Raw genomic sequence first — 23,148 nt, forward strand, 5'->3', positions numbered from 1 at the left:
ATTTTTTGCTTGTTATTTTAAGCCTTCTGTTAATACTGGAACGATTTGTTTTTTACGAGATACAACGCCTGGTAAAGCAATACGGCCATTTACAATTTCTGCACCGAAAGCTTTTGCAGCTGCTTCTGCCACTTGACCTGTAGCTACTGCCGTTGAATCATTGTTTAAAATGTCTGTTACAACGAAGAAGAATAAATCTAAACCGTTGTCCGCTACATTTTTGTTTAATAAGTTTTCTAACTCTGTTTGACGACCTAATACATCCTCGATATCCACTGCGTTTACTTGTGCAACGGTTGCTTTGTATCCACCAAATTCGAAGCCTTTCGCGTCTAATGATAATAAATCTTCTAATGATTTATCAGAAAGATCTGCCCCTGCTTTTAACATAGCCAAACCGTATTCTGCAGCGTCCACACCAGCGATTTCAGCTAATTCGGCACCTGCTTTCACATCTTGCTCTGTGCAAGTTGGTGATTTGAATAATAATGTATCCGAAACAATTGCTGATAACATAAGACCCGCTATGTTTGCAGGAATTTCTAAGTTATTTTCTTTGAATAATTTGTTTAAAATTGTTGCTGTACATCCAACTGGCTCTGCACGGAAGTATAGTGGATCAGCTGTTTGGAAATTTGCAATACGGTGGTGATCGATTACTTCGGTAATTTGAACGTCTTCGATTCCATCAGCTGATTGTTGGAATTCGTTGTGGTCTACTAAAATTACTTGAGCTGCTTCGTCTTTTACGTTAGAGATTAAGCGAGGTGCTTCGAAACCAAATTTATCTAAAGCGAATTGTGTTTCGTTGTTTATTTCACCTAAACGCACTGCTTCTGCATCTACACCTATTTGTTGTTTTAAGTACGCATAAACGATCGCGGATGTAATTGTATCTGTATCTGGATTTTTATGTCCGAAAACTAGTGTTTTACTCATGAATTGAGCCTCCTATATGAAATGCTTTTCGATTACCATTTTAACATAACGCTATGAAGAGAAGAATAGAAGTTTTCTTGTAGTTTCCTGTTTAAAATTTAATATTTTATAATAAATTTATGATATTTTTTACGGTTTTGTTATACAATAGGTTTTGGAAATGAAAAGAAATGAGGAATTAATAAATGAAAAAAATGGAAAAGAAATATATTCCATTGGCACAGTTTTTTGAAACATGTACTCAAAGTACATTTACTCTTACATATGAAGAAATTCAAAATATTATGGGTCATGAACTACCAAATGCAGCGTATTTAAACGTGAGCTGGTGGAAAAAAACAAAAGCACCTTCAACACATTTTTTTGCTTGGATTAACTGTGATTACTATGTAACTAATGTAACTTTAGGGCATTCTGTAACATTCTCAAGCGCTGAACAAGATGTCGTGAGTGATGATAAGCCTCAAAGTACATATATTACACGTCCAATTGAAGCTAATGATGCTCGTGCTTATATCAATTTACAAGAAGAATTATTCGCTCAGTCTCCATTTGGCTATTATACCCATCAAGAACGCAATTTAACGGTACAACAAGTACGCAAAACAATTGCAGATTGGCGCAAAGACAAAACAAGTACCATACTTCTTTGCATTTACAATGGACAATTTGCGGGCTATACAACGCTATTAGGTAATACAGCTTCTCGTACAAAACATATTGCAAACGTGCGCATCGCCATCCACAATGATTTCCAACAAAAAGGCCTTGCTACTGTTCTCTTAAAGGAAGCTGAAAAATGGGCTCGCACAAATGGGATATCACGTTTTGAAGCAAGTGTGACAATAACAAATACGATTGCACATCACTTGTTCGACAAGTTAAATTACTCCAAAGAGGGCACACGTACTCAAGCAATAAAAATCGATGAACAATTCGTCGATGAAGTACTATATAGTAAAATTTTTTAATAAAAGAGACGTAAAGGTCCCCTATAACCTTTACGTCTTTTTCATTGGCCAATCGCTATTAATTTTGATTGCCTTCTTTTTTGCTGTAGTTTAAATCCCTCATATTGCTGTGGCTGTTTACTTACCATTTCTTCAACTAACAAATGTAATAATGCAAAAATCGCAATCGTACATGTAGCGCCACCTTCCTGCGCAGACGGAACATATAAAACAATATTAGCAGGTTCATCTGTTTTTAAAGGTTTATCACGAATAGCTACGACCTTGACATTTTTATGTTTCGCGATTTCTACTGTAGTAGCCACATCTTCATACTCTTCATCTAATGCAAATACTACCAATAATGACTGCTCATCCATCATCGCAAGCTGTTGTGCAATTTTGTCTGCTTCATGAGGTATGAAAAATACGTTCTCCCGTAGCATCGTTAAATTATTGTACATCCAAAACGCAGCTGGTGCAGATTGTCTAAATCCTAAGAAATGAATACGTTTAGTGCTATGTAATAGTTGAATCACTTGTTCGACATCATGCTCCACTAATCCGTTAAACGTTTTTGAAATACCCGCTAAATCACGTTTTACAATTTGGGCGCCAAGTTGATTATTTTTTATTTTTTTCGTAGGCAATGCTTTTTTTACAGCGGCCACTTCGCCTTTATCAATCAAGTGTGCCTTAATTTGATCTTGCAATTCACCAAAACCGGATAAATCCATCGCATAACAAAAACGAATAACTGTAGACTCACTAACATCTGCTAAACGGCCTACTTCAGAAGCGATTTGTGTCGCTACAACATTCGGATTATCGCTTACAAATTGGGCTACTTTACGCTGCCCTTTAGATAAATGAATGTACTTTCTTTTAATCTCATCACAAATACTCAACTTTCTCCCTCTCCTTTTCTCACTATCTATTTAACCTCAATAAAACTTGTGACTCTTACCAATTCGAATAAAATAAATCCCCAACCTAAGCAAGCTTATGTGTACACGCCTAAATTAGAGTAAGCTAACAGTGCTATGTAAACTTCCGTACAACAATCCTAATAATAAAGGATACATTATCATGAATATTAATAGAATTCAATGAGTTTTCAGAAAAAACTTCAACTAGCTAAAGAATCAATGTTTTTATGTATAAAATTGACATAATTTTGTAAAGATTAAAAGAATACATAAAGAATTACTAAGAGTGCACTTTTCTTATATAAATACTCAGATTAAATATAGTGTATATCGGATGTTTAAAAGGGCTCATTTCTGTATGAAATGAGCCCTTTAATAAAGCAATTATTGTAATTCTGTTTGCTTTGTTTCTTTCCCTAAGAAGATAACCGCCAGTACGCCAATAACAATTGCTACACAGAAAATCGTAAAGATATAACTAATATCATAGCCTTTCGCAAGCAGTGACCCTACAAGTAGCGGTCCAAAAATACCACCTACACGTCCAATCGCCGCAGCCATCCCTGCACCTGTACCGCGCACAATTGCAGGATATTGTTCTGGTGTGTACGCATATAACGCACCCCATGCACCTAAATTAAAGAACGATAATAACATGCCTGAAATAAGCAATGTTGTTGCAGTTTCAGCACCACCAAATACAAATGCACTCGCAGCTGTCCCTAAAAGATATGTAACAAGTACAAATTTACGTCCGAACTTTTCGATGAACCAAGCAGCTGTAAAATAACCTGGTAATTGTGCTAACGTCATAATTAACACATATTTAAAACTTGAAATTAAATCGAACCCTTTTCCAACCATAACACTTGGTAACCATAAAAACATGCCATAATATGAAAATACAACTGCAAACCATAAAATCCATAGCATAAATGTATTGCGTGCATATTTCTTATTCCATACTTCTGCAATATTTTGAAAAACTGAACGCTTTTTTGATTCAGCTTTTACTACAAACTGCGGTGAATCAGGTAGCTTTATACGTATGTATATTGCATAAAGCGCTGGTATTGCTGTTAGTAATAATGCAACTCGCCAGCCTTCAATTGGCCAGAAATCTGCTGGAATAACAAAATATGAAATAATAGCGGCAATTAACCAACCACCAGCCCAAAAGCTTTCTAATAATACAACGACGCGTCCTCGTTCTTCTGCTTTTACACTTTCTGAAACAAGTGTTGAAGCAACTGGTAGTTCACCACCTAGCCCCATCCCTACAAAGAAACGTAACATTAAAAATGCTGTTAGCGTTGTCGTGAATGCTGACAACCCACTTGCAACAGAAAATAATATTAACGTCCACATAAAAATTTGCTTACGCCCAACTTTATCTGCTAATACGCCAAATAAAAGTGCACCAACAGCCATTCCAATAGAGTTAATTGATCCGATCCAACCCATTTGGCTACTATTTAATCCCCAATCTACCGCTAGTGCGGCAATAACGAATGAAAGAATACCGACATCCATTGCATCAAACATCCAACCAACACCCGCAACGCCTAACAGCTTATTGCGTGAAAGTGGCTGTGCTTGTTGTTTTTGCTTTCCCATTTTACTCCCCAACCTTCCATGTGTCTTTACACCTGACTTAACATTTTCTATCATACATTTGTTTCTCAAAAGTGACAACTACTTTCTAATTTATTGAATAGTTTAGACAATTTATTTTTTCCTATTGAAATAGACACCTTATAGGTTTAAAATGTCTTGTATATAAAAACAACTGTTCACCTAGTGAGAACATAAGGAGCTAATTTGTCTATGTGGAAAGGTCTAATCGAAGAATATAAACAGTATTTACCTGTTACAGAAAATACACCCGCTTTATCTTTAAATGAAGGAAACACACCTCTAATCCCTTTAGTGAACTTATCAAAAGAGTTAGGAATTGAGCTTTACGGTAAAATCGAAGGCGCAAACCCAACTGGTTCATTTAAAGACCGCGGCATGGTATTTGCTGTAGCTAAAGCAATTGAAGAAGGTTCAAAAGTTGTTATTTGTGCTTCTACAGGTAACACATCTGCGGCAGCAGCTGCTTATGCAACGCGTGCTGGTATTCAATCAATCGTTGTTATCCCAAAAGGAAAGGTAGCGCTTGGTAAACTTGCTCAAGCTTGCATGTACGGTGCAAAAATTATTGAAATCGATGGTAACTTTGATGATGCCCTTAATATTGTGCGCAAAATTGGTGAAACTACTCCAATCGCACTTGTTAACTCGGTCAATCCATACCGAATCGAAGGACAAAAAACAGCTGCTTTTGAAATCGTTGATCAACTTGGTCAAGCACCAGACTATTTATGCATTCCAGTAGGTAACGCTGGTAACATTACAGCTTATTGGAAAGGATTTAAGGAATATAATGAAGTAAAACAATCAGGTCTGCCTAAAATGTACGGCTTTGAAGCAGAAGGTGCTGCTGCTATCGTAAAAGGTGAGCCTATTGCTAATCCAGAAACAGTCGCAACAGCTATCCGTATCGGTAACCCAGCTAGCTGGAAATTTGCTGAAGCCGCACGTGACGAATCAGGCGGTATCATCGACTCAGTAACAGACGACGAAATTTTAGCAGCATACCAATTAATTGCAGGCCGTGAAGGGATTTTCGTTGAGCCAGGCTCTGCTGCATCATTAGCAGGTGTTATTAAATCTGTAAAAGCAGGCAAAATCGCTGAGGGTAGCCGCGTTGTTACTGTATTTACAGGTAACGGCTTAAAAGACCCTGATACAGCAATGAGCGTTTCAACTGTTGACCTAGTATCGCTTAAAAACGATGAACAAGAAATCCGTAACTACATCGAAGGCGTATTCAGTCTATGAGTAAATGGCAAATCAAAGTCCCTGGCAGTACAGCAAATTTAGGACCTGGATTTGACTCAATTGGACTTGGACTTTCTCTTTACTTAACGTTAGACGTAACATTGCAAAATGAGTGGGAATTTGTTCATATTGGTGAACACGTTCCTACTGACACAACAGTTGAAACACATTTAATTTATATAATTGCACAGCAAATAGCCGCACAGTACAATACGAACTTAAAACCATGTAAAGTTGAAATGACGAGCGAATTGCCACTTGCGCGTGGTTTAGGTAGTAGTGCTGCGGCAATTGTTGCAGGGATTGAATTAGCAAACCTTCTAGGAGGTTTAAATTTATCGACCCAAGACAAGCTCAATATTTCTTCCCAAATTGAGGGACATCCTGACAATGCAACAGCTTCTGTTCTTGGTGGATTAACAATTTCTTCAATGGATGAACAAGGTATTGTGGATACACTGCATATTCCAGAAGTAGATGCAGCTTTTGTCGTGTTCATTCCAAATGTTGAGCTAAAAACAGCGGATTCACGAGGGGTTTTACCTCAGGACTTTAATCGAGGCTATGCAGTACGAGCAAGCGCTAACGCAAATATGCTAGCCGCATCACTCATTGCAAAAGATTATGTACGTATCGGTCATTATATGGAACAAGACCTGTTCCATGAACCATTTCGAGCAAAGCTAATTCCAAACTACTCTGAAATTCGTTCAGCTGCTAAACAAGCCGGCGCATACGGTACAGCATTAAGCGGTGCTGGTCCAACATTAATTTCTATTATACCAACCGCTATTCAAGAGCAATTCCTTACAGCTATGAACGCACAGTTTCCAGAACATCGCATCGTCTTAACACAAGCAGATGCTATAGGCTCTCGCGTTGTGGCATATGAACAAAAACATTAAGTGGTGAGTGCATTTGAGGTTTTATAACTTTTAATGCACTCTTTCTTTTTTGATGCATCTTCAATCATTCCTCATACTAAAGACTGACATTTTACTATTTTTGCATACATCTCTTACTAAACGGGTATATTAAGTAATCTACAAGTTGAAAGGGGTAATGTATATGAAAATTGCTGTGATTGGAGCTGCTGGTAAGGCAGGGACTCATATTTTACGTGAGGCAATTATGCGTAACCACGATGCTACAGCCATCATTAAAAATAGCGCAACGTTACAAGTCGAGGATGTAGCTATTATTGAAAGTGATTTATTCCATTTAACAAAAGAACAACTTGCTCCTTTTAATATTATTGTGAATGCCTTTGCCCCACTACCAGGAGAGGCACATTTACATGTTACAGCTGGAAAGCACTTAATATCGTTATTAGAAGGTACCGACAAAACACTATTTGTCGTTGGAAGCTCGGGCTGCCTCTTTGTTGATAAGGCACATACAAAACGTTTAATGGACACTGAAGACTATCCAGAACAACTCGTCGCAAATGCTAAGGCACAATTGCAAAATCTACAAGACTTAGAAAATTCCTCGATTCATTGGACTTTTGTCATTCCTTCTGCGATGTTCGATTCAGACGGGCCACGTACAGGACATTATATAACGGGCAATGAAAAACTATTAGTTAACTCACAATTTAATAGTTATATAAGTTACGCAGACTATGCCGTAGCCCTATTAGATGAAATCGAAAATAACGAACATAAAAACTCAAGCTTCACCGTTGCATCAGAAAACGTAACGACCGCTTCTTAAGTAGTAAGAAAAGCGCTAAAGCGCCCTTCCAGCCCCGAGTGGGCAAAACACCACATCCATGTGGCATGCCCTCAATGATTCACATCGTATGAGCCGCAAGTTTTGGAGAGCCCGATGCAAAAGTAAACGCACCACCACTTTTGCAGGTGGGTTCTAATGGTGCGAGGGGCTGCGCTTTAGCCTAGACACTTTGGAAAATTTTATATTTTCTTATACTGTTAAAAAAATAAAAGCACAGAAATTTTTAGTCTGTAAAATTTCTGTGCTTTATTAAATTCCTAATTATGCAAGCAGTACTAAGCTTACTGCCATAACTGCCATACCTGCAATTAAACCGTAAATTGATGAATGGGCTTCATCATACTTCTTTGCTGCAGGTAATAATTCATCAATGGAAATGAACACCATAATCCCTGCAACCCCAGCAAATATAATCCCAAACATTGTATCAGTCATAAACTGCATTAAAATTAAATAGGCGATTAATGCACCAATTGGTTCAGATAAACCTGAAGCGAACGACCATTTAAACGCCTTCATACGCTTACCTGTCGCATAGAAAATTGGAATTGCCACGGCAATACCTTCTGGGATGTTATGAATCGCTACGGCAATCGCAATTGCAATCCCAACATTAGGATCCTGTAATACTGACATAAACGTCGCAATCCCTTCTGGGAAATTATGTATCGCAATTGCAAGTGCTGTAAATAATCCCATTTTCATTAAACGATCTGCTTCAATATCTCCCTGCCCAAGACTTTGCGCTTTTTGTACATCTTCTACTGATTTTACTTCATGTGGGTTGTTACCCTTTGGAATAAAACGGTCGATTAATGCAATGACAAACATTCCACCAAAAAAACCAACTATTGTGAGCCAATACCCCATTTTATCGCCATGAACATTTACTAATGCAGCTTTTGCTTTCACAAAGATTTCAACAAGTGAAACATATATCATGACACCTGCTGAAAAACCTAATGCAATCGATAAGAACCTTTTATTTGTACGGGTAGTAAAAAAGGCAATTAAACTACCAATCCCCGTAGAAAGCCCAGCAAAGAGCGTTAAACCTAACGCTAATAATACGTCATCACCCATATGATTCTCCTTCTTCATTCTATTAATTAGTCTTATTATAACCTCAAAGTTTCCTTCACTCAACTTTTTTCAATAAGGTAACATCTTATGTTATAAGCCAAATTTCATAGCAAAAAAAGACTGTCCAAAAGGTGTTTCCCTTTTGAACAGTCTCGTCTCATACCAATATAAACCTCTTTTTACGGTGGTCAAAGTTACTTCTTCGTCATTCTCTTAGTTGTTTATATTTACGATCACGTAGCTCGTACCATATTACACAAATAATAAACCATGTATAGCCTATACTCCATCCTGCAAGCACATCAGTAGCAAAGTGACGGCTTTCTGCAATACGTGATAACCCTATTAAGCAAGCTAACACAATGGCAGCAATCCATACAAGTGTTGTGCGTTTATGGTTCGTTGTTATTTTTGAAAATAAATAAGCTAACATAAATAAGTAAAGTACACTCATTTGCGAGTGTCCAGATGGGAAGCTATAAGAAGTTAATTGCTCTGCAATTTCAGGTCGTTGGCGCTCAAAAAATGCCTTAAGCCCCTGATTGATTGCCGTTCCAGCTGCCATCGTTAACACAACATACAACATTACACGGTAATTTTTTTCCTTAAGCCAAAAATAAAAGAACACCATTAATGTCACAATGGCAACAAACACCGTTTCACCTAAATAATGAAACAACCCTATAAATTCATTACCGCGCAGTATAGATGCAATTCGTTCATCAAACGCGATAAAGCTTGAAGATTTATAATTAAATGCCATTACTAAAAAAACGGCAAATGTAACAAGTGCTAATGGATATGCCCACTTTTTCAAATTTATTTCCTACTTTCCAATCTAACAATTCTTACATGTATTTTAACATAGTGTCCCTTTCAAATAAAAAAACTACTTCACCTTTTGTTCGGATGAAGTAGTTGGACAATAAACTTACTCTATTACTCTACAACAGTATAGTTACCATGTTCCATTGAAATCACAAATTCTGGCTTCGGCGGTTTACCACCGTGCTCAGCAATTTGCTTTTTATGACCAGCAATATGCTCTGGACTCTTTTCCCAAGCCTTCCATGCCTCTTCTGATTCCCAGCGAATAATCATGACAACTTCTTCTTCCCCACGACGAACATTTTTCACTAATAGTTCGCGACTGATGAAGCCTTCGCGTTGCTCTAATAATGATGGACCTTCACCTGGCTTTTTGCTAAAGCGTTCAATAATTTTATCTGAATTGCCTTCTGTTACTGTCCATTTACGGATTTGTACGAACATCAAAATCGCTCCTTTTGAAAAAGCATGCCTCAAGTTTGAGACATGCTCCGTATTCATGAAATTATTTTAATTCGTTTAAGATTTCATCTAACTTGTCAACTTCAGTTGTTACACCGTTAGAAGAGAAGTACCAGTTTACCCCATCAAGGTAAACGATTTTGCCTTCTTTATAAGCACGAGTTTGTTTGATAATATCATTTTCGATATCAGCTTTGATTGTTTCTACATCAGAAGCTGTACGGTCGATAATTAATAATACTTCAGGGTCTACAGAAAGGATTGATTCATAAGAGAAATCCGAACCGTGTGAAGATGAAGTAATTTCAGTTGTTGATGGTTTGAAGCCAAAGTCATTGTAAACGTAAGCAAAACGAGAATCTGGACCGTTATCGAAACCAGAGATTTTCTTGTCGTTATACATTGCTACTAAAGCATTTTCATAACCAGCAGCTTTTTCTTTCACTTGGTCAACTTTCGCTTGTAAGTTTGCTTTTAACTCTTCTGCTTTTTCTTCTTTACCGAAGATTTGAGCAGCTAAGTCTACAGTTTCGAATACACCGTCGACATAGTTTTCGTTGTCAGAACCAATGAATACAACGTTTGGCGTAATCTCTTTTAATTCTTCATAGAACGGTGCTTGACGACCAGAGATGAAGATTGCATCTGGGTTAGCAGCTGCTACTTTTTCGAAGTCAATTTGTTTTAACGAACCAACGTCTGCTACTGAATCGTTTACGTATTTTTCTTTAATGTGAGTTGGGATGTTCCCTTTACCACCGTTTGCTGCTATACCAACGATACCTTCAACGCCTAATGCATCAAGTGTATCTAAGAAGCCATAGTCGAATACGATAATGTTATTTGGAGCTTCTTCAAATGTTACATCTTCGAAAGTAATTGATTTACCGTCTTCTGTTTCACTACCTGCAGTAAGTGGAGATACAGTCATTGGGAATACTGGTGCTTCTGTAGCTGCATTTTCTTTGCTATCAGTTGCATTCTGCTCAGTAGACGCTTGATCGTTTGTACCTTCTGTTTTTGACTCTTCATCCGAGCCACATGCTGCTAACATTAATGTTAAGGCTGCTGCCGTTAAGAATTTCCACTTTTTCATTTCTACTATTTCCTCCTAAATTGATACCACCAATCGAAAGTGATAATCGTTTTCATTTAACTAACGTTAGTCTAAAGCAACTGAGTAATATTGTCAATCGTTTCCTTGAAATCAAGATTCATTCTCAATGGATTTCAAGGAATAAATGCATAAGCGAGTAAAACTTATACATTTATTCATTAATTAGCTATGTGAATTAAAATACACGCAAATACGACAGCCATCTTGCTCTTGAACAGGAATATGCATATCATATACTTCACGTAATGCTTCAGAGTTAATAATTTCATGTGTCGGGCCATCTTTTACAAGACGTCCATTTTTTAATGCAACGATGCGATCTGAATACACCGATGCAAAGTTAATATCATGTAGGACAATAACAACCGTTTTCCCTAACTCATCCACTAGCTTACGTAAAATTTTCATAATTTGAACCGAGTGCTTCATGTCTAAGTTATTTAACGGCTCGTCCAGTAAAATGTACTCCGTATCTTGTGCAATAACCATCGAAATAAATGCACGTTGTTTTTGACCACCTGATAGCTCATCTAAAAATTTATCCTGCATATCACCCAGCGTCATATATTCAATTGCACGGTCTATATGTTCTTCATCTTCTGGTGTTAAACGACCTTTTGAGTAAGGATAACGACCAAATGCTACAAGCTCACGCACCGTCAAGCGAACATTAAGATGATTTGACTGACGTAAAATTGCTACTCGCTTTGCAAAATCATTGGATTTCATTTTTTTGACGTTATTTTGATCTAATAATATTTCACCAGTATCTGCATCCATCAGACGGCTCACCATTGATAGTAAAGTTGATTTACCTGCACCGTTTGGTCCGATAAATGATGTAATTGCTTTCGGCTGAATCTTTAATGTGACATCTTCAACAACTGGTTTTTTTCCAAAGCTTTTAGAAAGCCCTTTAATTTCTATCATGCTGCTTTCCTACTTTCTCTCAATATTAGATAAATAAAGTACAGACCACCAACAAAGTTAATAATCACGCTAATTGTTGTACTTAACTCAAAGACATGCAGTACTAAGAACTGCCCACCGACAAGTGCAATGATACTAATTAAACTGGCACCCGCAATTAATACGGAATGCTTGTACGTTGCAAAATATTGATACGCTAAGTTCGATACGATTAACCCTAAGAATGTAATCGGACCAACTAAAGCGGTAGAAGTCGCAATTAAAACAGACGATAAAATTAATACTTTTAAAACGATATTATCATAGTTAACACCTAGGTTCATGGCATTTTCACGTCCTAAAGACATCACGTCTAAATCACGTAATAATCGATAACCATAAATAAAGGCTGCACCTAAAATAACAAGTGCAATTATTAATAGCTCCGTTTTCACATTCATGAAGCTCGCGAATAAACGAGCCTGTAAGCCTTCATATTCGACAGGGTCTATAATTACTTGAAGGAATGTTACAAAGCTTCCGAGTAATGTCCCAATAATCATCCCCGCAAGTAATAGTAAGAAAATCGGATATTTATCGGCACGAAATAAGAAACGATATAAAATTAGTGCGAATAGCACCATCGCAAAAATCGATAACCCGAAGTTTAAATAACGGCTCACAACGAAAATCGATGCTGAACCAGCAAAGAAGAAAATTATTGTTTGAACAACTTCATACATCGAGTCAACACCCATCATAGACGGTGTTAATAAACGGTTATGTGTTACCGTTTGGAATGTTACCGTCGCATAGGCAATCGCTGTACCTGTAATAATCATTGCCAGTACGCGCTCTACACGTTTTGGAAAGGCATAGCTAAAGCCGCCCTGAATATTATAAAAACAGAATAATAATACACAAATAATCGCAATAACTGCTAACACTATTAACTTCGTACTATTTTTTCGCATATGCTTTCCCCCTAAATAACATGACTAAGAAGATTGCACTGCCGATGACAGCAACTGTCGTATTAACTGGAATTTCGAACGGATACACAATAATACGGCTAATAATATCACAGAATAATAGGAATGCAGCCCCTAAGAAAATCGTATGTGGAATCGTTTTACGTAAATTGTCTCCTAAATATAACGAAACTAAGTTCGGTACGATTAATCCTAAGAATGGAATAATCCCGACTGTTAATACTACTGTTGTGGAAATAAGTGCTACGAGTACTAAACCAAGATTTAGCACAGTACGATAACTTAAACCTAAGTTTTTTGCGAAATCTTCGCCCATTCCGGCAACCGTAAATTTGTTGGCATATAAATACGCTAGAATTATTGCTGGAACTGCTACATAAAGTAGCTCATATCGCCCTGACACAACAAGCGTAAAACTCCCTAAGAAGAATGTGTCAACACTTTGCATTACTTCTGCTTCGTACGCAATAAATGTAGAAATTGCGCCGATAATATTCCCATACATAATCCCGATTAGTGGAACGAAAATAACGTCCTTGATTTTTATACTTTCAAGAAGACGCATGAAAATCATCATACCGATTAGTGCAAATGTAAAACTGAAGATTATTTTCTCCATATAACCTACACTTGTAAAGAATACCATCGATACAACAATACCAAGCTTTGCAGCGTCAAGTGTACCCGAAGTAGTCGGTGATACAAACTTGTTACGACTTAAGCTTTGCATAATTAAACCTGAAATTCCCATCCCTGCCCCAGCAAGTATGATCGCCATTAATCGCGGCACTCGACTCATTAAGAAAATCTGCGTTTTATCTGAATCAAGGTTCAATAAATCAGATGGATTAATGTCGATTGCTCCGATAAATAGTGATACGAAGGACAAGATGATAGTTGCGACTACAAGCATCCAAAGTCTCATATCATTTTCCTACTATTCTCTATATATTTTTATGTTCTCACTGAAAATGAGAATCATTTTTCCCTTCATTATTATATAATTGCTGATAATGAAAATCAAACACCCTATTTCAAACTAAAACTGCATTGAAATGAAACAGACAAAAATCGAGGTCTTTTTAGCAATAACACTATTGATTTGAACTAATTATGTATTTTATTTTAATTTTCAAAAAACAAACATTAAACTGTAATAAGTATTAATTTTTTTGGGGGGCAGTGTCTGTCTCATGTATTACTATCACTGTAGGCTGCTTTTCACGGTGGTCGCAAGTAAAGAACGAATGCGTTGTCACGTCCTGTGACAACGCATTCATGACTAGCTTCGTGCTAGCCTCCACTCTCGGCTTAAAGGGAATGTCCCAGAGTCACTTCTAGGACATTCCCTTTTCCATTAGATAGAAAAAATTCGTTTTTTGATGGTGTATTTTTCAAGTGCATTACGATTTACTTGATAACCCAAACCAATTGCTTGCGGCACTGTAATATAGCCGTTATCCACTGTTACTTCTGGCGTAATAAGATCCTCATCCCAATAACGACTTGATGCTGCCGTATCACCTGGCATTGTGAAGTTTCCGAGACTTGTAAGTGCAACATTTTGCGCACGACCAATGCCCGCCTCTAGCATTCCCCCACACCATACGGGAATATTTTTCTCCGCGCAGTAATCATGAATGCGTTTTGCTTCACTAATGCCACCTACTCGGGCAATTTTTATGTTTACAACACGGCATCCACCAGCTTCAATAGCCTTTCGAGCATCGTTTAAAGACGTAATACTTTCATCTAGGCAAATCGGTGTTTTAATATGCTTTTGTAACGTAGCATGGTCAACAAAATCATCATAGGCAAGTGGCTGCTCAATCATCATTAAATTAAATTCATCTAGCTGCTTTAACAGCTCTATATCATTTAATGTATACGATGAATTGGCGTCTGCCATAAGTGGCACATTTGGAAACGCATTGCGAATCGTACGTATAAGTTCAACGTCCTTGCCTGGTTTGATTTTTACCTTTATACGTTTATAGCCTTCATCTAGAAAGCGCTCTATTGTGGCAATGAGTTGTTCCTCAGTTGGTTGTAGTCCAATGCTTATGCCCACTTCAATTTTTAGTTGCGTACCACCAATCACTTCAGCTAAAGATTTGTTTTGTTGCTGTGCATAAATATCCCATACTGCGCCTTCAATTGATGCTTTTGCCATTTGATTCCGGCGAATTGGGCGGAAAATTTCATATACTTCATCAGGATGTGCTATTTCGGTACCTAATAACGTAGGAATTAAAAAATCCTCTAGCATATGTAGCGATGTTTTAAAAGTTTCCTCCGTATACGAAGGTTCTTCAAACGCAACGCCTTCCCCCCAACCGATCGTGCCGGATTCATCCTTTGCTTCAAGTACGATGAATTTCTTGTTTTGCATCGTACCTAGGCTCGTTGTAAAAGGCGTTTTCATGTTCATTTCGACTTCATATAATATTACTTCTACTAATTTCATAATGAGCTCCTATTACAGAGCAAATAGCGTACGCTTTACAAGGACGTAATGGCTAATGTGCTCATCTTTTTTGATGAGATGAATAATTTTATAGCCTTGCTTAAACATTTCCTGCATAATATGGCGTGTTTTATAGCGCCAATCCTCCGCTAATGCTGGACTTTCTACTTTGATTTTTTGAAAGTTTGTCGGAATCGGTAATAGGTATGCGTCATAAATCAATGCTTCCCCTATACGAAACGTTTGCTTAGGATCTAGTGTTGGTAAACCAACCATATTAGGAGAACACTCTACAACTGGTCTCGCCTCTTCGATTAATTCATCCACTTTGGCATCCCATCGTAAATAATCGTTATCGACAAGTTGCCACTCCACCCAAAGGCGATCTGTCGGTAATGAGCGGTTGAACGGGTCTTCCATTTCACCATAGCAATTTTCAATATACGTATCACTGTGGCTTCGTAATTTTGTGAAGTTTAAAAACCCATTACGCGCTTCAAGCGGATCAAACGTCCATCGGCAATTGCGATAACCTCGATCAATCGCAAGATCTTTTAAGTAAATCTTCAATAGCTCGCCGACACCTTGCTCACGATAATTGCGCTTGATACCAAGCATATGTGAATATAAATAAATCGATTCTTCCATATAGCCTGGACAGCTATAATTAAAGCCAATAAGCTCGTCATTTAAATATGCACCTAATACAATGCCCCCAGTACGAATCGTAGCAATTGTTTGGTGAACTGGTATACTACCAACTGCCCAAATATCATGCTCTAACTTGCTTGCCTCTTCAATTTGCTCAATTGTAGTCAATTCCTTAATCGTTACTGATTTTAACATACTTTTTCCTCCCCTGTAGTTACCTTTTGTAAAGCTAAATTAACAGCTCTTTCCAATATTTGCAATCCAGTTAAAAGTTATTTTACGTTAAACTCTATTTCTGGATGATGTAACCTCAGGAATAATCCGCTCCCTATCCCTAGCATGGAAGCTTTAATATACGGGCGCTTTACCGCATACTAATGAAATCTTCGCCACCTGATGTATAAACTGCTTCTTTAAAATAGTGCATACCAACTTCTTCAACAGTGGCTTGTGCTAATAGTTGCTCGGCATTAGGATGCCCATCATGCCTACAAAAATGATTGGTACGTTTCATGCCATAACGCATCAATATCAGAACGAAATATCACGCGTGGAATACCTTTACCTATATCTACGTACAACGCCCCCTTCCAGCAGTATCACTTTAATATTTTCCAATATTCTTATAATTCCAATTATAACCTACTACAGTATTAGTAAATAGCCTTGTTTCTATTATTCCTTTTCACCTAAAAGTAAAACCCCTGTTTTATCTATAAAACAGGGGTTTTACGAACTATTTAATGCCGCGCATTGCTTTTGTAATGATTGGCGAAGTGAATAAAATAATCAGACCAATAACAATTGATAAGCCACCTATTACACCAAAGTACGTTGTTTCTGAAACTAGCTCATAGACACGAACTAGCTGTGCGTTAATTGCTTGTGCCGCCGCTGATGCTAAAAACCATAATGCCATTGTTTGACCCGCAAATGCAGCCGGCGCTAATTTTGTTGTAGCAGATAACCCAACTGGTGATAATAATAACTCTCCTACAACTAATAAAAAGATTGACAGTACGACCCATAATGGATTTACTAAATCGCCTTCTGGTGTTAATACAATTGCCGCAATTAGAATCAAGAATGAAGCACCTGCAAAGAATAAGGAATAGGCAAATTTACGAGGTGTTGATGGTCCTGTATCACCTAATTTTGTCCATAATAACGCAAATAATGGTGCCATTGTGATAATGAATAACGGGTTAAACGATTGGAACCATGCAGCTGGAATTTCAAAGCCCCATAAATGTAAATCTGTACGTGTATCGATGAATGTCGCTAAAATCGTTGAAGCTTGTTCAGCGATTGCCCAGAACATTACCGCACAAATGAATAAGGGAATATAAGCTAATAGACGTGATTTTTCGTCTACGTTTGTTTTTGGACTACGGTACATATAAGTAATAAATACTATAGGAATCATGACACCTAAGAATGTAATTAATAGCGAGAAATTTTCAACGCTTGCATTACCGGTCATGTATGCCAATGCTCCTAAAGCGAGAATTACGAAACTACCAATTATAAAGTTACGTGCTGTTGTTTTCTTCTCTGCATCAGATAATGGGTTTGGCGCTACAGAGCCTGCTAAACCAAGGTTCTTCTGTGACATTAAATAAACAACTAGCCCAATGAACATACCTACTGCGGCAACACCAAATCCTGCGTGGAAGCCCCAGTTTTTTTGAAATAAACCAACAAGTAATGGCGCTGTGAAACCACCTAAGTTAATACCCATATAGAAAATAGAGAAGCCTGAATCACGACGAGCATCAGTAGGCGCATATAAATCACCGACAACTGATGATACGTTTGGCTTCAGTAAGCCTGTACCAATGATAATGAAGAACATTGATAAGTAAAGTGCTGCTGCACCAAGTGGTAACGCAAGTAAAATATGACCGATCATAATTAATATACCGCCATAGAATATCGCTTTTCGCGTACCTGTAATTCGGTCAGCAATCCAACCACCGATAATACCTGACATGTAGATTAACGAACCGTAAATCGACATGATGATGTTTGCTTGCGTACGATCCAATCCTAAACCGCCATCTTTAAGCGAGTAGTACATGTAGAATAATAAAATAGCACGCATGCCGTAATATGAAAATCGCTCCCAAAACTCTGTAAAGAATAAAGTAAATAGCCCTTTAGGTTGTCCTACAAAGCCAGTTTGAGGAACTGATTTCACGATTTCTTCTTTAGAATACATTTGAAATTTCCTCCGATTTAATAAATATTCTGACAATTAATTTCATTGTCATACCAGTAGTAAAAGCATTTTAATACTCTAACGTAACAATTAAACAAAATCAAGAAAAAACTAAAATGTTATAATATTACTTTTTTTCGTTATTTTCTGATAAATTAATCAAGAATCCATCATCAATATCCAACTATTATAGTTTATTCTCTTTCAGTTACAAAATGGTTTGACTTACTGAAATGAAATAATAAAGGACTCGTCCAAAGCATTTACTTTTTTTAGCAACGTCTGTCTCATGAATTAATTATCCGCTGTAGGTTGCTTTTCGCGGTGGGCTTAAGTAAAGAACGAATGCTAAAAACGTCACGCCCTGTGACAACACATTCATGACTAGCTTCGTGCCAGCCTCCATTCTCAGCGCAAAGGGAGTGTCCCAGAATTGTTTCTAGGACACTCCCTTTGCTTCGTAAATTATTTCAATACATATTTTTCATATTTATTATAATCCGCTTGTTTTAGTTCTAATGTTAGTAGCGTACCTTGTTCTTCGTACGCTGTTTCTAAAATTGTTGCCTGTTCATTTAAATGGGAAACAACTGCACCTTGTTCGTATGGAATGAGCATTTGGCATGTTACGTAATCCGAGAAGATTTGCTTACGAATCATTTGAAGTAATTCATCTAAGCCCACTCCCTCTTTAGCTGCAATCCAAATATTATCACCGCTAATTAACGGATATTCTAAATTGGCCAAGTCCGATTTGTTATACACATAGAGTGTTGGGATATTTTCAACATCAATAGCTTTTAATGTATCGTTTGTCACGTCCATCATGAAACGATATTCTTCATTTGACACATCAACGACATGCAGAAGTAAATCTGCCTCACGTGCTTCTTCTAACGTCGAACGAAAGGCCTTTACTAAATGGTGTGGCAGCTTACTAACAAAACCAACTGTATCTGTTAGTAAAAATGATTTGTTATCCTCTAATTCAATATTGCGCACCGATGTTTCAAGTGTGGCGAACAGCATGTCTTTTTCGAAAACCTGCTTTCCATCGTCCTGACCCATTTTCGCTAACAGTTGATTCATGATTGTTGACTTACCTGCGTTTGTATAGCCGACTATTGAAACGACTGGCACAGCATTTTTACGGCGTTGCTTACGCTGTGTTTCGCGCTGTTCTTTTACTACCTCTAAATCCTTTTTAATTTTGGCGATTTGGTCCTCGATTTTACGACGATCTAGCTCCAGCTTTGTTTCCCCGGCACCACGGTTTTTAAAGCCACCACCTGTACCACCACCTTGACGTGAAAGTGAAGCATGTAAACCTACTAGGCGCGGTAGCATATATTGGAGCTGCGCAAGCTCTACTTGTAATTGTGCCTCGCGTGTTTTGGCACGGCGACTGAAAATATCTAAGATCAGCATCGTACGGTCGATTACTTTACAATCTAAATCGCGCTCTAAATTACGAATTTGCGATGGGGATAATTCATCATTAAAAATGACGATATTCGCATCTGCTTCTTCATAAAATGCCTTAATTTCATCAATTTTTCCTGTTCCAACATAATGAGACGGTGTGACACGCTCTAAATTCTGTGTCACCATGCCGACTACGTCTACATTTAAAGCTTCTGCTAAATTTGCTAACTCTTCCATTGAATAATCGAAGTGCTCGTCTTTTTGTAAGTTCACGCCCACTAAAATGCCGCGTTCAATTAATACTTCTACCTCTTTCAAACAGATAGCCTCCTCAAAGGTTCATTCTATCGTTCAATCGTAACATACATTACAAAAGCCTGTACAATCACACCATATAACGCATTGTGATAAAATAGAAGTAACAATATTTTTCATTATAGAAAAGGCGGTTTTTATGGAATTTCAACAAATGAAAGAGCAGTTGGTCGCTCTTTTACAAGATAAAACACTAATTCAAGCAACGATCAGTCAGCCTCGCCAAAAATCAAACGATATAAAACGTGTAAAATTAAAGCCAGTTGAATTACGCGGTGATTATGTGATTCAGCTTGAATATCAATATGAGCGCATTTTAAAACACGAAAACTTACCACTTACCGATGTAGCAGCAAAGCTAGACGAATTATTTGAACATTTTCGCCAAGTACATGCAGAATTCACGGAGCAAACGGTGCAAATCCAATTATCAAAGAAAAACAAAGTGCTATGGAAATCAAATGCGAGCGCCTCAACAAAGCAAGTGAACTTATCACATAATCGTAAAAAACAATATTTGTTAGATGACTCACGCGTTCATCCGTTTTTAGTACGTTTAGGCGTGCAAGCAGAAGACGGCAAAATTAAAAAGCAAAAGTACGATAAATTTAAGCAAATTAATCGCTTCGTTGAATTCATTGACGATTCTCTAGCACATTTACCAAAGGATAAACAAATCCGTATTTTAGACTTTGGCTCAGGGAAATCGTATTTAACATTTGCGTTATACCATTATTTAAAAGTAGAAAAAGGGTTAAATATACGTGTTACTGGGTTAGATTTAAAGAAAGAAGTTATTGAAGAATGTAATCGCATTGCACAGGATTTACGATATGATGATTTAGAATTTTTAGTTGGGGATATTAATGATTACAATGATGAAACAGCGGTTGATATGGTTGTAACCCTTCATGCGTGTGACGTTGCAACCGATATGGCTTTAGCACGTGCTGTTAAATGGGGCGCGAAAGTGATTTTAAGTGTACCTTGCTGTCAGCATGAACTGAACCGACAACTTCAAGCCCCGGAATTATCGATTATGACACAGCACGGCTTAGTAAAAGAACGCTTTGCCGCACTTGCGACCGATTCAATCCGTGCCGAGCTGTTATCACTTGTTGGGTATGAAACACAGCTATTAGAGTTTATCGATATGGAAAATACGCCGAAAAACATTTTAATTCGCGCCTACTTTACAGGAAAGCAGCCAACTGACGAACAACGTGCGAAATATGTCGAATTTGTGAGATTTTTAAACGCAAAACCATTTTTGCAAAAAGAATTACAAGATTTCTTATAATAGCGAAACACTTTCTCCCTTAAACTTATTTTCGCTAAAAATTGACTAAAATTAACGCAAAAGTCACACAATCCTTTTGTTACAGAATTGTAAAGTTTAAGACGTAATGAGTAAATTTTATGTAGATTTTTTTTAGATTTTGTTATGATTATTAGGTTGGTTTGATTATATAATTCCAGGAGGCAATTCCATGTTTAGTCCAAAAAAACAAGATCCATTTTTCGCAGCATTGTTAAAAATTGCTGAAAACATGCGTGAAGCCGTTCATTACGCAAATGATTTCCGCATCGAAACGGTTGCTGATTTAAAGGAAATTAGCGTTCGTATGAAACAATACGAAACAGCTGGCGATAAATTAATACATGAATTAATCGTGATGTTAAATAAATCATTTATGACACCAATTGAGCGTGAAGATATTTTATCTTTAGCGATTCGTATGGATGACGTATTAGATGGTACAGAAGGAACAATCGGACACTTCGAAATGTTCTCATTAACTGAAATTGACGATTCAATGCGCAACTTCTTAGAATACATTGCGAAATCATCTGATGAAATCGTGAAAGCGATGGAACTTTTGAACAAAAAAGATCTTGTTGGTATGCGTCAGCATGCAATTTTAATTAAAGATTATGAGCGCGAGTGCGATGAAGTATTGCGTTCTTCCATTAAGCAACTGTTCTTAAATGAAAAAGACCCGATTCGTTTAATTAAATTTAAAGACATCTACGAACAACTTGAAGAAATTGCAGACTACTGCCAAACAGTAGCGAACACAATCGAAACAATTATTATGCGTAACGCATAATCATAGGGAGTCTTAATAAATGAACACACTATTAATCATTACCGTATTAGTTGTCGTATGCGCATTACTATTTGACTTCATTAATGGTTTCCATGATACGGCTAATGCGATTGCCACATCTGTTTCAACGCGTGCTTTACCACCACGTGTAGCGGTATTAATGGCAGCCATCATGAACTTTATCGGTGCCATTACATTCGTTGGTGTAGCAAAAGCGATTGCTTCTGATATCGTTGATCCGTTTTCACTATCAACACCTGAAGCACCATTAATCGGTTCTGTTGTTATTTTAGCTGCTCTACTTTCTGCCATAACGTGGAACTTAGTAACTTGGTATTTCGGTATTCCGTCTAGTTCATCTCACACGTTAATTGGTTCGATTGCCGGTGCTGCGATTGCTGCTTCTGGTTTTGGCGTTTTAAACTACAGTGGCTTTTCAAAAATTATTATTGCGTTATTATTGTCACCAATTATCGCCATTTGCGTTGGTTACTTAATGATGTCTTTAATGAAGTTCTTATTTAAAAACATGAACCTTTATAAAACAAATAAAGGGTTCCGTATTATGCAAATTTTCACCGCAGCTATTCAATCGTTCACACACGGGACGAACGATGCTCAAAAGGCAATGGGGATCATTACGATGGCTTTAATTGCGGCGAATTGGCAAACAACTGATGATGTACAAGGCTGGGTTCGTTTTGCCTGTGCCCTTGCAATGGGTTTAGGGACTTCGATTGGTGGTTATAAAATCATCAAAACAGTCGGCGGTAAAATCATGAAAATTCGTCCAGTAAACGGGGCTGCAGCTGACCTTTCTTCTGCATCAATCATTTTCGGGGCAACTTTAATTCACTTACCCGTTTCAACAACACACGTTATTTCATCTGCCATTATGGGTGTAGGTGCTGCACAAAACGTGAAAGGCGTTAACTGGGGAATAGCTCGTAAAATCGTCACAACTTGGATTATTACAATGCCAATTTCAGCTGTAATGGCTGCAATAATTTATACAGTATTAAATATCTTCTTTTAACCAATAAAAAGCCTCCAGAATTCTATAACTTTTCTGGAGGCTTTTCCTTTTTCCGCCAAATCAATTACACTAGAAGTACTGAAATAGAAA

Annotated in this window: 22 protein-coding genes; 7 read left to right on the forward strand and 15 right to left on the reverse strand. The window is 37.4% G+C overall.

Features of this window, described 5'->3' with window-relative positions:
• Positions 1-12: 12 nt before the first annotated feature.
• Positions 13-939: a manganese-dependent inorganic pyrophosphatase gene (locus O7776_RS18540; RefSeq protein WP_274308385.1), complete on the reverse strand. Its 927-nt coding sequence runs from the start codon at positions 937-939 to the stop codon at positions 13-15.
• 185 nt (positions 940-1,124) lie between these two features.
• Between O7776_RS18540 and O7776_RS18545 the strand changes: the two genes are divergently transcribed.
• The gene (locus O7776_RS18545; RefSeq protein ID WP_274308386.1) at positions 1,125-1,910 is read left to right on the forward strand and encodes a GNAT family N-acetyltransferase; all 786 of its coding nucleotides are present in this window, start codon (positions 1,125-1,127) and stop codon (positions 1,908-1,910) included.
• Positions 1,911-1,951: 41 nt separating this feature from the next.
• On the opposite strand, the gene O7776_RS18550 is transcribed toward O7776_RS18545, so the two are convergent.
• Both O7776_RS18550 and O7776_RS18555 read right to left on the reverse strand, forming a co-directional pair.
• Positions 1,952-2,797 carry a MurR/RpiR family transcriptional regulator gene (locus tag O7776_RS18550; RefSeq protein ID WP_274308387.1) on the reverse strand — a complete coding sequence of 282 codons (846 nt, stop codon included), beginning with the start codon at positions 2,795-2,797 and terminating at the stop codon, positions 1,952-1,954.
• Positions 2,798-3,202: 405 nt separating this feature from the next.
• Complete coding sequence (locus O7776_RS18555; protein ID WP_274308388.1) at positions 3,203-4,435, reverse strand: MFS transporter; 1,233 nt, start codon at positions 4,433-4,435, stop codon at positions 3,203-3,205.
• Positions 4,436-4,645: 210 nt separating this feature from the next.
• Between O7776_RS18555 and thrC the strand changes: the two genes are divergently transcribed.
• The 3 genes from thrC to O7776_RS18570 all read left to right on the forward strand — a co-directional run bounded on the left by thrC (position 4,646) and on the right by O7776_RS18570 (position 7,420).
• The gene (gene thrC, locus O7776_RS18560) at positions 4,646-5,704 is read left to right on the forward strand and encodes a threonine synthase (RefSeq protein WP_274308389.1); all 1,059 of its coding nucleotides are present in this window, start codon (positions 4,646-4,648) and stop codon (positions 5,702-5,704) included.
• Positions 5,701-6,609, forward strand: coding sequence for a homoserine kinase (gene thrB / locus O7776_RS18565; RefSeq protein ID WP_274308390.1), 909 nt, complete (start codon positions 5,701-5,703; stop codon positions 6,607-6,609). The genes thrC and thrB overlap by 4 nt, the downstream gene beginning before the upstream one ends.
• A 163-nt stretch (positions 6,610-6,772) precedes the next feature.
• Positions 6,773-7,420, forward strand: coding sequence for an NAD(P)-dependent oxidoreductase (locus O7776_RS18570; RefSeq protein WP_274308392.1), 648 nt, complete (start codon positions 6,773-6,775; stop codon positions 7,418-7,420).
• A gap of 282 nt (positions 7,421-7,702) precedes the next feature.
• Here the strand turns inward: O7776_RS18570 and zupT are convergent, their stop codons facing one another.
• The 12 genes from zupT to hflX form a co-directional block, all read right to left on the reverse strand.
• A complete protein-coding gene (zupT, locus tag O7776_RS18575) occupies positions 7,703-8,524 on the reverse strand; it encodes a zinc transporter ZupT (RefSeq protein ID WP_274308393.1) in 822 nt (273 codons plus the stop codon).
• Between the two features lie 205 nt (positions 8,525-8,729).
• Positions 8,730-9,341: a phosphatase PAP2 family protein gene (locus tag O7776_RS18580; RefSeq protein WP_274308394.1), complete on the reverse strand. Its 612-nt coding sequence runs from the start codon at positions 9,339-9,341 to the stop codon at positions 8,730-8,732.
• Positions 9,342-9,463: 122 nt separating this feature from the next.
• Entirely contained in the window at positions 9,464-9,796 is a 333-nt protein-coding gene (locus O7776_RS18585; RefSeq protein WP_274308395.1) for an antibiotic biosynthesis monooxygenase family protein, read from the reverse strand.
• Between the two features lie 61 nt (positions 9,797-9,857).
• On the reverse strand, positions 9,858-10,910 hold the full coding sequence (locus O7776_RS18590; RefSeq protein WP_274308396.1) for a siderophore ABC transporter substrate-binding protein: 1,053 nt from the start codon (positions 10,908-10,910) through the stop codon (positions 9,858-9,860).
• A 183-nt stretch (positions 10,911-11,093) separates the two neighbouring features.
• Positions 11,094-11,861, reverse strand: a complete 768-nt coding sequence (locus O7776_RS18595; protein ID WP_274308397.1) for an iron ABC transporter ATP-binding protein — start codon at positions 11,859-11,861, stop codon at positions 11,094-11,096.
• Complete coding sequence (locus tag O7776_RS18600) at positions 11,858-12,814, reverse strand: iron chelate uptake ABC transporter family permease subunit (RefSeq protein ID WP_274308398.1); 957 nt, start codon at positions 12,812-12,814, stop codon at positions 11,858-11,860. The genes O7776_RS18595 and O7776_RS18600 overlap by 4 nt, the downstream gene beginning before the upstream one ends.
• Positions 12,801-13,757 carry an ABC transporter permease gene (locus tag O7776_RS18605; RefSeq protein ID WP_274308399.1) on the reverse strand — a complete coding sequence of 319 codons (957 nt, stop codon included), beginning with the start codon at positions 13,755-13,757 and terminating at the stop codon, positions 12,801-12,803. The genes O7776_RS18600 and O7776_RS18605 overlap by 14 nt, the downstream gene beginning before the upstream one ends.
• A 432-nt stretch (positions 13,758-14,189) precedes the next feature.
• The gene (gene menC / locus O7776_RS18610; RefSeq protein ID WP_274308400.1) at positions 14,190-15,299 is read right to left on the reverse strand and encodes an o-succinylbenzoate synthase; all 1,110 of its coding nucleotides are present in this window, start codon (positions 15,297-15,299) and stop codon (positions 14,190-14,192) included.
• 12 nt (positions 15,300-15,311) lie between these two features.
• Complete coding sequence (locus tag O7776_RS18615; RefSeq protein ID WP_274308401.1) at positions 15,312-16,145, reverse strand: GNAT family N-acetyltransferase; 834 nt, start codon at positions 16,143-16,145, stop codon at positions 15,312-15,314.
• Between the two features lie 169 nt (positions 16,146-16,314).
• Positions 16,315-16,464, reverse strand: coding sequence for a hypothetical protein (locus O7776_RS18620; protein WP_274308402.1), 150 nt, complete (start codon positions 16,462-16,464; stop codon positions 16,315-16,317).
• A gap of 222 nt (positions 16,465-16,686) precedes the next feature.
• Positions 16,687-18,171 (reverse strand): peptide MFS transporter, encoded by a 1,485-nt coding sequence (locus O7776_RS18625; RefSeq protein WP_274308403.1) that lies wholly within the window; start codon positions 18,169-18,171, stop codon positions 16,687-16,689.
• 465 nt (positions 18,172-18,636) lie between these two features.
• On the reverse strand, positions 18,637-19,914 hold the full coding sequence (hflX, locus tag O7776_RS18630; RefSeq protein WP_274308404.1) for a GTPase HflX: 1,278 nt from the start codon (positions 19,912-19,914) through the stop codon (positions 18,637-18,639).
• Between the two features lie 136 nt (positions 19,915-20,050).
• Between hflX and O7776_RS18635 the strand changes: the two genes are divergently transcribed.
• From O7776_RS18635 to O7776_RS18645, 3 genes are all read left to right on the forward strand, one after another.
• Positions 20,051-21,211 (forward strand): class I SAM-dependent methyltransferase, encoded by a 1,161-nt coding sequence (locus O7776_RS18635; protein WP_274308405.1) that lies wholly within the window; start codon positions 20,051-20,053, stop codon positions 21,209-21,211.
• A gap of 190 nt (positions 21,212-21,401) precedes the next feature.
• The gene (locus tag O7776_RS18640; RefSeq protein WP_274308406.1) at positions 21,402-22,022 is read left to right on the forward strand and encodes a DUF47 domain-containing protein; all 621 of its coding nucleotides are present in this window, start codon (positions 21,402-21,404) and stop codon (positions 22,020-22,022) included.
• 19 nt (positions 22,023-22,041) lie between these two features.
• Positions 22,042-23,058 carry an inorganic phosphate transporter gene (locus O7776_RS18645; RefSeq protein ID WP_274308407.1) on the forward strand — a complete coding sequence of 339 codons (1,017 nt, stop codon included), beginning with the start codon at positions 22,042-22,044 and terminating at the stop codon, positions 23,056-23,058.
• Positions 23,059-23,148 lie beyond the last annotated feature (90 nt).

Origin of the sequence: Solibacillus daqui (genome assembly GCF_028747805.1) — a bacterium.
Classification (GTDB): Bacteria; Bacillota; Bacilli; order Bacillales_A; family Planococcaceae; genus Solibacillus; species Solibacillus daqui.